This window comes from Paenibacillus sp. OAS669 (assembly GCF_014873645.1).
Taxonomy (GTDB): Bacteria; Bacillota; Bacilli; order Paenibacillales; family NBRC-103111; genus Paenibacillus_S; species Paenibacillus_S vulneris.
Genome location: NZ_JADBDR010000004.1, coordinates 257,252 through 269,190, shown reverse-complemented (window position 1 = coordinate 269,190; position 11,939 = coordinate 257,252). Strand labels below are relative to the sequence as shown.

At 47.7% G+C, this 11,939-nt stretch carries 8 protein-coding genes and 1 pseudogene; all 9 read left to right on the top strand.

Annotated features, from left to right (window positions below):
* Nucleotides 1–28: 28 nt before the first annotated feature.
* Complete coding sequence (locus tag GGC63_RS11665; RefSeq protein WP_192702473.1) at nt 29–1,894, top strand: S-layer homology domain-containing protein; 1,866 nt, start codon at nt 29–31, stop codon at nt 1,892–1,894.
* A gap of 134 nt (nt 1,895–2,028) precedes the next feature.
* Nucleotides 2,029–2,690 (top strand): annotated as a pseudogene (locus tag GGC63_RS11660) (class I SAM-dependent methyltransferase).
* 49 nt (nt 2,691–2,739) lie between these two features.
* Complete coding sequence (locus GGC63_RS11655) at nt 2,740–3,360, top strand: hypothetical protein (RefSeq protein WP_192702472.1); 621 nt, start codon at nt 2,740–2,742, stop codon at nt 3,358–3,360.
* A 21-nt stretch (nt 3,361–3,381) separates the two neighbouring features.
* A complete protein-coding gene (locus GGC63_RS11650) occupies nt 3,382–3,906 on the top strand; it encodes a hypothetical protein (protein ID WP_192702471.1) in 525 nt (174 codons plus the stop codon).
* An 823-nt stretch (nt 3,907–4,729) separates the two neighbouring features.
* A complete protein-coding gene (locus GGC63_RS11645) occupies nt 4,730–6,340 on the top strand; it encodes an extracellular solute-binding protein (protein ID WP_192702470.1) in 1,611 nt (536 codons plus the stop codon).
* A gap of 87 nt (nt 6,341–6,427) precedes the next feature.
* Complete coding sequence (locus GGC63_RS11640) at nt 6,428–7,393, top strand: ABC transporter permease (RefSeq protein WP_192702469.1); 966 nt, start codon at nt 6,428–6,430, stop codon at nt 7,391–7,393.
* A gap of 16 nt (nt 7,394–7,409) precedes the next feature.
* Nucleotides 7,410–8,288 (top strand): carbohydrate ABC transporter permease, encoded by an 879-nt coding sequence (locus tag GGC63_RS11635; protein WP_192702468.1) that lies wholly within the window; start codon nt 7,410–7,412, stop codon nt 8,286–8,288.
* A 75-nt stretch (nt 8,289–8,363) separates the two neighbouring features.
* Nucleotides 8,364–10,679 (top strand): helix-turn-helix domain-containing protein, encoded by a 2,316-nt coding sequence (locus GGC63_RS11630; RefSeq protein WP_192702467.1) that lies wholly within the window; start codon nt 8,364–8,366, stop codon nt 10,677–10,679.
* Nucleotides 10,680–10,835: 156 nt separating this feature from the next.
* Nucleotides 10,836–11,915 (top strand): P1 family peptidase, encoded by a 1,080-nt coding sequence (locus tag GGC63_RS11625; protein ID WP_192702466.1) that lies wholly within the window; start codon nt 10,836–10,838, stop codon nt 11,913–11,915.
* The last annotated feature ends 24 nt before the right edge of the window (nt 11,916–11,939 follow it).

Sequence of the window (11,939 nt, the reverse complement as noted above, 5' to 3'; positions counted from 1 at the left end):
TCCCCTGCATCCCAAAGGAGGAGTAAGTTTGAAACAATCCACGGTGCTATTGCTCGTGCTGTTATTATGCTTTAGTATGGTGTCTCCAGCTGCAGCGGCACCTTCCTCTGCGGTCAACGCTTCATATGATAGCTCTAGCGGCCAGGTCCAAATAACAGGAAGCATGGGGACGGCTCCGGGCAGCCTGGTAACGGTACAAGTTCGGAATCCGAACGACGTACTCGATTATTTGGATCAAGGAACGGTTGGCCCGGACGGCCGTTATTCATTTGTCTATACACTGAAACAAAGAGTCAACGGAAACTATCTTGTCAAGGTAAGCGGCGAGAACGTGACGAGCATTGCAACGGAAGCGTTTTATGTAAGTCCGCTGGAAGCTCCAAGTGTATCAGCTGTGTTTGACTACGGAACACGCAGTGTCATCATTTCTGGTACGTCGGGGACTATAGAGGGCAATCCTGTACATGTCGAGCTTCGAAACCCGAACCAGGTCGTGGAATATTCCGATCAAAGCGCGACCGGAGCTAAAGGTGCTTATTACTTCAAGTACACCTTGAGCCAATTGTTGAATGGCATCTATACCGTCAAGGTATGGGGACAGGACAGCAGCCTGTCTCAATCCGCTACGTTTGCCGTTCAGCTGGGAGACAGCTCCAGACGGCCATCGTCATCCGGCCCGGCTTCCGCTCCGGTGATTCCGCAGCTGCCTCCGAATCCGGAAATCTCTACGGAGAAGGGGCTGACCTTGCCGCTGAAGGTCCAATTGGATCCACTCTCCGGCGCGGCACTGGCGCAGTTAACGGATGAATTGTATAACGATGCTCTAAAGAAAGCCCAGTCTGGTGAGCAGCGCAGTATCACCCTTGAGCTGGAAAAAGCGGAAGGAGCCCAGAGCTATGAGCTGTCTATTCCGGTTGCCTATTTTATAAGCAAGCCGAATATGGACTTCATTATCGTTACCGAGCTGGGTACGATCCGAATTCCTTCTCATATGCTGTCGAATAGGTCTTTAAATGAAGCACAGAAGATTGGTCTAAGGATTGGGAAAGGCACTGCGAATACTCTGCCTGAATCTGTACAGAAAGAGGTTGGAGATCGGCCGATAGTTCAACTGGATATCCGGGTTGACGGTCAAATCGTCCCCTTCGATAATCCGGATGCGGCCGTATTGGTTGCCATTCCATATCGTGCTGCAGGTGAGGAGCTTACCCAAGCTGAGCATCTCACTGTGTGGCATATCGATCCGCAGGGTAGCATAGAGCCGGTTCCGACGGCCCAATATGTGGCCTCTAAGGAGCAGATCATGTTTAAAACGACTCGTTTCAGTTCCTTCGCGGCGGCTTACGTATTCAAAAGCTTCGAGGATCTTGAAACCGTACCTTGGGCTAAGGAAGCCATTGAAGTGATGGCGTCCAAGGGAGTGATAACCGGGATATCGGAGAAGGAATTTGATCCGGGCACCAGAGTTACCAGAGCGGATTTTATGCTTTTATTAACGAGGGCTATGGGATTCAATGCCTCGGCTTCCGCCCAATTTCACGATGTGAATCAGGATGATTATTATCATCATGCGGTAGGGGTGGCCAAAGCTCTTGGATTAGCGGAAGGGCGAGAGGATGGGAAATTTTATCCGAGGGAGCCTATCTCACGGCAAGATATGATGGTGCTTATCAGCCGCGCTTTGCATAAAGCTGGGAAAACACTGCCCCAAAGTTCAGAGGAGGACTTGGCTGCTTTTGCGGACCGTACACAAGTATCGTCTTATGCTATTAGTGACCTTGCGGCAATGGTCAAGGCCGGTGTAGTCGAAGGTGACGGAAGCAGGCTGAATCCGTTGGCTAATGCAACGAGGGCGGAAGCAGCCGTATTATTGTACCGAATTTATCATCAATAAGTTGAGTGTTCAAGCGTTCTCTCCGTTCGGGGAGAGCGCTGTTTCACTTTGTCGGATATTTTGATGGCAAGGAGGATGGGAATGCAGCGTCGAATAAAGAAGAAACCATAAACGTGAAAAAGAGGTATTTTACTTTGAATAGAGCCAAACATCAATTTAACAAAGTTGCGGTAGAGTATGATTTTGTGAATACGTTATTAAATGATTATTCCTTTTTTATGTCCAATCTCCCCGAGCAAAAGGACGTGCATTAGATGTTGGCTGCGGCTCGGGTATTTTAGTTCAAGAATTGTCATCTCATTTTGAATAGGTCATTGGTATTGATATTTCAGACGAAATGCTTGAGATAGCTAAAGCGAAGCGTCAGCGTTCCAATACAAGCTACTTGAATATGGATGCAGAACATCTTACCTTCGATAGAGGATTTGATTTCATTGTGAGCAGAACCACCTTCCATCACCTAAATCATATACCGAGTGTCTTAAACAATATGAAAGGTTTGCTGAACGATGGTGGAAAGCTTGTCATTCTTGACAATGTATCTGAGAGAGAAACCCCGCCAGCTTACGTGTATGTTATTGGAGCGATGCTTGAGTTTATTCCCCATCTTCGCAAATTCGGGTTAAGAAACGCCATCAGAATTTTCAAGCATAACACTTCCAAGTCCTGGCTTGAACATTTAGCATCGGACAAGTATCTATCCGAAAAACAATATTACGACTTATACGGGAAGCTATTGCCGAATTGCCGTTTTCAAAAAATGGGTTGGGCAATGGGCGTTGTCTGGGAAAAATAAAAATTCACCTACTCATTACGGTAGGGTCGTGGGGAGGTAATGCTTTTTTATGAGCCTGGAAACAGCGGCCAAACAGATCGATGAGCTTGCTATACGAGATCAAGCCGATTCTATTAATCTACGGATTCTATCCTTATCAAGCTCTGATCAGCTATCCATTCATGGGCTGCTGGACCCTGGAACGCTGGAGTATATAACTATGAACAGGGTTCGCTTTACTTTTGATGATGCGGTGAAAGAGCATATCGTATGGGCATGTTACCGGAATCAGGAATGGTCGGATGCGTTATTGCTCAAACTGATCAAAGAGTATAAACAGGATCCGTATGTTGCTTTGGAAAGTATAATCATAAATGCAGTTACCAGAGATCAAGTGACCAAGGAACAAATCGATTTGATTCTACAGCATGGTCCGGATAACGACGGACTGCGCCGGCAAATCTATTTTTGGTCTGTAAGAAACCAATTAGAGACACGGCATGTATTGAGTACCGCAGGGATTCAGACACTCCAAAGAGTAAGAGGTTATGATTTGTTAATTCGAGCATTAGATGAACGTTTGATTAATGAGGCAGATTTGGAGCTCTTTCAAAAACCCGAAGCCGGGGAAAGGGATAGGAAACAGAAAGAAAAGCTTTATGCGAAAGCGATTGGATATAAGGGTTCATAGGAGCTACAGGAGAGTGATAAGATGGGAAATTACGTATCATTACCTGATCAGCATAGTTCATTGGAAGATTTGCATATGTCCAATGGTCTCACCTCGGTATTTCTTGAAATGCTTGTATTAAGCGGTTCACTGATGGCTGTATCTAACCGGGAAAAGGAATTCATCATTTGGTTAGCTCAACGGGATCAGTCCATTGTAGGTATTGGAACTGTTGGGTTTAGTTTGGAGGAGATGCCATGGTTAATTCATGATTTCAATCGGATGAAACTATTTATGTTAAAAACCATCGAAGGAGCAATAAACAAAACTAAGTGGGAGGTTCTCGACTATGAACCTAATGAAGAAATGGTGGTGAGATGCTTACATCATTTCAAAGAACTGATAAAAGCATTCAGCGTAGATCATGTTCTCGAAAGTCATTATTGGGAATGGAGTGAGCTCGATGATAACGACCCAATTCCTGCCATACCTGAAGGTCATCCTATGTGCCCAACCCACTCCATATATTTGTCTTGCCATGGATGCCTTATTTGTAATTCGATGTAGAGGGGTGAATCATGAAATTCCGTAAGAAGCCGGCAAACAATAGAATTGAATTCACCCGGCAAAATTTTATTCTTAAATCTAACCCTCGGAGACCGACGTTACCTGTATTCGTACCTCTTCCGTCAGTGCATCAATTATCACATGACGTCATAACCAACGCCTGGGTAAATCAAAGCGACCTCGGGCTCTTTGTGCTGTGCTATACCTGTAGTAGAATGCGAGGCGACGTCATCCCAAACGAGTCGGACAGATTCTTCAGACACCCCCCCATAATTGCGTAAATACGCGAGGAGAATGGTTCCACAATAGGTTATTTCCCATGATCTCGAAGCAATTCTGCGGCTCGGTTAGCCAGGCCTGAAAATAGACTATGCCTTAGAACAGGGATAATCACGCACCTTACAACATAATCATGAAATGATTTTTTTAATGATAAAGGCATTCAGCCTTAAGCAGTTCCTATGTATGAAGGAGGCTGTTTCCGATAAAAAGCTGCCGATTGTACTTGCACATTTTCCCAGAACTTGTGCGTGCGCCATGACATTTCATACCTCTGATGCATGGAGTGCAGGCCATACCTTAATATCGGTTAGCCGATGTTAAAAACGGATTATTGCCAATGTTAAGGTTGGATTATCATTGGTTAAATTGAATGGTTTCCATGTGACGCAATCTTTGCAAAAATATGAATAAGCGAAATCGTCGGTACGCAGCGATCTGCATTCTTGGTCTGACGCTATCCTCGATATCATTTACACCATCGCGTGAAGCCGGCTGCTTTCGCCAAACTTTTGCTTTTATTTGAAGGAGGTAAAAGGGGTATATGAAAAAGACCAGCGGTAAAAAATGGGCTGCTGCAGGGGCATCGGCTCTATTGACCCTATCGGTCGTTGCAGGATGCAGCGGCTCGAGCCCGGCAAAACAAGGCACAGATAAGAAAGAAGGACAAGAGCCACCTAAATTGCAAGCGCTTACCTATTGGGTAGGTCTTGCAAGCAACGTTGCTGCAACATTAAAGAGCTTTGGCGATATGACGGTGTACCAGGAGCTGCAGAAGCGTACCGGGGTGAATGTGACATTCCAGCATCCCCCTGTAGGGCAGGAGAAGGATCAATTCAATTTAATGATTACCGGTAAAGACCTGCCTGATGTCATCGAATATGGCTGGACGGGATATCCCGGCGGTCCGGAAAAAGCGATCAAGGACAAAAAAATTATTAAGCTGAACGATATTATTGCTAACCATGCTCCGAATCTAAAGAAAATTCTGGATGCCAACCCGGATTGGAAAAAGCAGGTTATGACGGATGAAGGCAGCATTTATGGCTTTCCGTTCTTACGTGGCGATGATTATTTGCTGGTCAGTAACGGCATAGCACTCCGCAAAGACTGGCTGGATAAGCTGAACCTGAAAATGCCGGAAACTATTGACGAGTGGTATACCACCTTGACCGCGATCAAGAAGAGCGATTTGAACGGCAATGGAAAAGCGGATGAAATCCCGTTATTGATAAGCAAAAACGATATGGGAGGTTCTGTTGCTTTTCTCGGTTCGTTCGGCGTCAATTACGATTTCTACCATGTGGATGGCAAGGTGAGCTACGGGCCTATCCAGCCTGAATATAAGCAGTTCCTGACCGTGATGAACAAATGGTACAAGGAAGGGCTGCTTGATCCGGATTTTGCCGTGACGGACAGCAAGCTGAAGGATGCGAAGGTGACAGGAAATCAGCTGTTCGCGACGGTCATGAGCACCGGCTCCGGTATCGGTAACTATACATCGCTTGTCAAGAACAAAATTCCTGATTTCAAGCTGGTAGCCGCGCCTTTCCCTGTTGTAAACAAAGGGGATAAGAAGCTATGGAGCGCAAGAACCTACAACTTCTCCGGAGGGGTAGCCGCTGCGATCTCAACCTCGAACAAGAACCCGGAGGCTACGGCCAAATGGCTTGACTATGCTTACAGCGACGAAGGCAAGATGCTGTTTAACTTTGGAGTCGATGGCGTTTCTTATAAAATGGTCAACGGTTACCCGACTTACCTGGACGACATCATGAACCCGAAGGATATGTCCATGGCTCAGGCTATGGCCCGTCATGTCCGCGCCAACTTCAACGGTCCGTTCGTACAAGACAAACGATATATGGAGCAATACGCCGCTTTGCCTGAGCAGAAGGATTCGATCAAGATCTGGTCGGAGCCGACCGATGAAAGAAAGCTGCCTCCGGTTACACCGACTTCGGATGAGAGCAGCAAGTTTGCTTCCATCATGAACGATGTCAATACGTTCAAGGACGAGATGTTCAACAAGTTCATTATGGGAGCGGAGCCTTTGGATAATTTCGATAAGTACGTAAAAACCATCGAAGGCATGGGCATCCAGGAAGCTATCAAAATCGAACAGGCAGCTTTGGAAAGATACAAGAAGAGATAATGCTACTTCATGGTTCGTTGAATGGAAGACAGGGGGAGATGACCCGTTCATCTCCCTATCCTATAGAAAGAGGAGGAGGGATGCCGTATGGAAACGATAAAAGCCGCCGAGGGTGCCATTAGCAAGTCCGCCCGTTCCAGGCAGAGCCTGTGGATCACGATTGGACGCGATCTTAAGCGCAACAAGCTTCTGTATTTAATGGTTTTGCCCGTCATTGCATATTACGTTATCTTTGATTACGGCCCGATGTACGGACTGCAAATCGCATTTAAAGACTATAGTCCCGGAGACGGCATCTGGGGCAGCTCGTGGGTCGGGTTTCAGCATTTCATTGATTTCTTCAATAGCTATTATTTCTGGAGGCTGATTCGTAATACGTTGCTGATCAACGTGTATGAGCTGATCTTCGGTTTTCCTGCACCGATCATCCTGGCGCTTTTGCTTAACGAATTGCGCAGGCAATATTTTAAGCGGATCGTTCAGACCATTACCTATTTGCCGCATTTTATATCCGTTGTCGTCGTTGTCGGCATGCTGGTGGATTTTTTGGCGAGAGACGGGATTGTGAACCAATTGGCTGCCTTCTTCGGGGTGGCTTCCAAGTCTTATTTGTCCGAGCCGGAGTGGTTTCGCTTTATTTATGTGTCGTCCGGCATTTGGCAGCAGGTCGGATGGGGCTCCATCATTTATTTGGCGGCGTTGTCTAATATCGATCCCACCTTGTATGAAGCTGCCAAGGTCGACGGAGCGGGCCGCTGGAAGCAAATGATTCACATCACCATTCCAGGCATTATGCCTACCATCATCATTTTGTTAATACTGAAGATGGGGTCGATGATGTCCGTCGGCAGCGAGAAAATTTTGTTGATGTACAATCCGCTGACCTACGATACGGCCGATGTCATTTCCACCTTCGTCTACCGCAAAGGTATACTGGAAGCAAGCTACAGCTACACGACAGCCGTAGGTCTGTTTAACGCCGTTATAGCTTTTTCCCTGCTTATCCTCTCCAACAGCATAAGCAAGCGGGTAAGCGAGACTAAACTATGGTAATGGGGGGAACAGCAGAATGGACAAACCGACTCTCGGCGAAAAAACGTTTGACGTTTTGAACGCATGTTTTATGATTGTTCTATGTTTTTTGACGCTGTATCCGTTTTTGTTCGTCGCATTTTCTTCCCTGAGTGATCCCGGCCTGCTGGCACAGCATCGCGGCTTGCTATGGAAACCATACGGCTTTAGTCTGGATGCCTACAAAGCCGTGTTTGCGAACCCGAACATTTTGAGCGGTTACCGCAATACCCTGTTTTATGTCATTGTCGGAACCATTTTCAATCTGATCATGACGGCGCTCGGAGCGTATTTTCTTTCGAGAAGAAATGTTTTTTTTAAGAACGCGGTCATGTTTATGATTGTGGTCACGATGTTTTTTCAGGGAGGACTTATTCCCACGTACCTTCTGGTCAGCAATCTGGGTCTAGTAGACACCCCATGGGCGATGATTATTCCCGGGGCCATCAATACATGGAATTTAATCATCATGCGGACCTCATTCCAGGCGGTGCCGGTGAGTCTCGAAGAATCGGCGAAGATCGACGGGGCAAGCGAATGGACCGTGTTGTGGCGAATTATTCTGCCGCTGTCGATTCCCGTCATGGCCGTCATGGTTTTGTTTTATGCTGTTGCTCACTGGAACGCATGGTTCAATGCGATGATTTATTTGCGGGACCGCGATCTGTATCCGCTGCAGCTGATCCTGCGGGAAATTCTAATCACGAACAGCACGGACAACATGATGGTGGATGCGTCGGGCGTGGATAAAATGCCGATCGGAGAAGCGATCAAATATGCAACGATCATGGTTGCAACCATTCCTATCCTGGTACTGTATCCTTTCTTGCAAAAATATTTCGTCAAGGGGGTAATGATCGGTGCGCTGAAGGAATAAAAGCCGGGAAGCAGGAAAACGGGACCCACTTCCAGAATAAGATAGTTACGGAGAACGAATTGGGAGAGGTGGGGTATGGTGCGCATCAAAAGCATATCTCGTGGGAGTGCCTTCACAACTCTTTTGTTGTCTTATCTGGCCGTTTTTCTGCTTCCTATTGCATTAGGATCGATTCTGTACACGAAAACCAATACGATTATGACCGATAATGCGAATCGGGCGAATTATGCCATGCTGGAGCAGCTCCGTCAAGTCATGGACAGCAAGCTCAGGGATGTCCAGCTCATGTCCCAGCAAATCGCGCTGAACCCCCGCTTGCAATGGCTTATGAACAATGCGGAGACGGCGGACTCGGCCGACGCCTATAAATTCGTGGAATTCGTCTCGGAGCATATGTCGCGCTACCAAAATGTAAGCGATCTCATTCAAGGCTACTACGTTTATCTAGGCGTGAATGATACGGTCTTGATGCCGACAGCCAAAACTTCGGCGGACGTGCTCTATGAACGTTTGTACCGGCCGGTGGGAACCAGCTTTGAAGCCTGGCGCAACGGGCTGATCAGCAGTCCGCATTACCAGGACTTTATCCCGGTCACCTATGATACGCCCACCGGCACGCTGGATACCATTACGTATATCCAGACATTGCCGCTTGGCGAGCCGAGCGATATCCGCGGCGCGCTTGTTATTTTGCTGGATGTGAATCAAATTCGCAGCATGCTGTCCAAAGTCGAATCGGCTTACCAAAGCTCGGTATTCATCCTGGACCGGAAAGAGCATCTGATGATCGGAAACGATCGTCAAGCCCTGCCCTGGGACCAAATCCGTGACGTCGTCCAGTACAAAGGCGTACCTTACGAGTATAAGGACCATGGCAAGGAGATGATGCTGTCTTATACCGCCTCGGAACAAAATGGGTGGAAATACGTCCACATCATGCCCAAGAATGTGTATCTGGAGCGGGTCTATACGCTGAGAAATTGGATGATCACATTGCTCTTGATCTGTCTGGCCGGCGGCGGAGCGGCGATCTGGTTCTGGCTGCACCGCAATTACACACCGCTGCGTAACGTAGTACGCGTGCTGCAGAACGGGAAGCCGCTGCGAACGAAGCAGCCGTCCAATGAGTATGAGTTTATTCGGGAAACCATTCAAATGACCATGGATGAAGAGCGTGAGCTTCGGAAGACATTGTCCCGCCAAACTCCGGTCATTCAGGCAAGCTTTCTGTCTCGTTTTATTCGCGGGCATGTTGACGTAAGCCGAATGACCGATGAATCGCTTGCGTTTATGAATATCCGGTTTAATTCCGATTTATTTGCCGTGATTTTAATCGACATCGCCGATACCAGCCGGTTTAGTGCGGATTCGTCGGAACGGCAGTGGGCTTTGATTCGTTTTATTATTTCCAACATAGGCAACGATTTGATTCGCGAGAGAGAATGGGGGTATTCGGTGGAGCTGGACCAGCACCGTGTAGCCCTGCTTGTCAACTTCTCGGAAGCGCGCAGAGCAGAAGCGGACCAGGCGCTCGACGATATCGCAGCCAGGCTCAAGCAGATGATGGAGGAACGTTTTCATACGTATATCACCCTCGCCATAGGGAATATGCATGAAGGGACGGAGCACGCATGCGAATCCTACTTCGAAGCGCTCAGTGCGCTGGATTATAAAATGTACAGGGGCCACAGTTCCATTATCCGCTACAGGGAAATTTCGGACACGGACGGTCACTATTATTACCCAATCGAAACGGAGATTCAGCTTATCAACTTCACCAAAAGCGGCGACAAAGAGAATGTCAGCAGGCTTATCGACAATCTGTTTCATGCGCACTTCAGCCAGCGGCGGATCTCTCCTGAACTGGGAAGGAATTTCTTTATTAATATGGTCAGTACCTTATGGAAAATCATGAATCCGATGGAGCCGCTGTATCACGAGGTATTCGGCGAAGGATTCGATCCGCTGAAAGAATTATCCTCGTGCACGACCGTGGAGGAGATGAAGCTCAAGATCAGAGAGTGGTATCTCGCTCTGTGCCAGCATTTGAATGCGGGACGCAGTCATCACGGCCGACAGCTCTCAGAACGAATCACCCGCTATATCGAAGAGCACTATGGGGACGATATGCTCAGCTTGACGACCATTGCGGATCACTTTAGTTTAACGCCGCAATATTTATCCGCTTTTTTCAAGAAACAAACGGGTATGAACCTGACGGACTATTTAACGAGAGTCCGTATTGAGGAGGCCAAGAAGCTGATGAAGGATAAAAAGCTGACCTTTACGCAAATTGCGAACAAAGTCGGCTATGCCAGCGATATTGGGTTCATACGGGTATTTAAAAAGTATGAAGGAACGACTCCGGGCAAATACCGGGAGTCCTTATAAGGCGAACGTTATGAAACATGCGATAAGTCGAGATAGAAAAGCTTGAGAAATCAGGCTTTTATTTTTTTGCGGTTAATAATGGATATTTCTAATCCATGAAATATGCTATATACTAAAATTAGATAATATTCTAATTAGATTTGGAGAGAATGACGAATGACCAAGCGGCGATTTCGCGATTATGGCTTCTCTGTCGGCAAGCTGCCGGCGGGAAGGCTTAACAGTATAACCGATGTGCCCGGCGTTGCCGTCGGACATGTGACTTTGAACAAGAACCTGGAGGGCAATTGCGTTAGGACGGGAGTGACAGCGATTTTACCGCATCCGGGGAATCTGTTTCGGGAAAAGGCAGTTGGCGCGGCCTATGTCATCAATGGCTTCGGCAAAACGACGGGACTGGTGCAGGTAAATGAGCTGGGTACGCTGGAGTCCCCGATTATGCTGACCAATACGTTCAGTGTCCCCGCAGCGACGGAAGGCGCGCTGAAATTCATGATGGAGCTGGACGAGGGGATTGGCGGCCAGGATGGTTCGCTGAATGTCGTTACCGGCGAATGCAATGACAAGCTGTTAAATGATATGAGAGGCCTGCATATGCGGCCCGAGCATGCTATGGAAGCTATTCGGCAAGCGAAAGCAGGGCAGCCTGTTGCGGAAGGAGTGGTCGGAGCCGGTACCGGCATGGTGTGCTTTGGGTATAAAGGCGGTATCGGCACCTCTTCCAGACAAATAACGGTAGACGGTAATGTTTATCATATCGGGGTGCTGGTTCTTACTAATTATGGAAAGGGCACGGACCTTACAATACTTGGAAAGCCGGTCGGGGCATTCCTTAATCAACCAATGATAGAACGCGGGAATAATGACGGTTCGATCATTATCGTGGTAGGGACTGACCTGCCGTTAGACTCCCGCCAGTTGCAAAGAATTGCTAAAAGGGCGGGCATCGGTCTGGCGCGAACAGGCTCCATCGCTCATCATGGCAGCGGGGACATCGTGATCGCATTCAGCAACGGCAGCCTTATACCGCATTCGCCGGATACGGGGTTCATCACATTGAAATGTATTCGTGAAGACGGGCCGCTGATGTCTGAATGTTTTCGCGCAGCTGCAGACGCAACGGAGGAAGCGATCTATAACTCCTTATTCATGGCGGAAACAACAACAGGCCAAGGAGGGTACATCGTTCACTCGCTGCCTGTTGAAGATGTGCTGACCTATCTCCGCTCAAGGTGAACACCTTAAGCGTGAATTCATTCA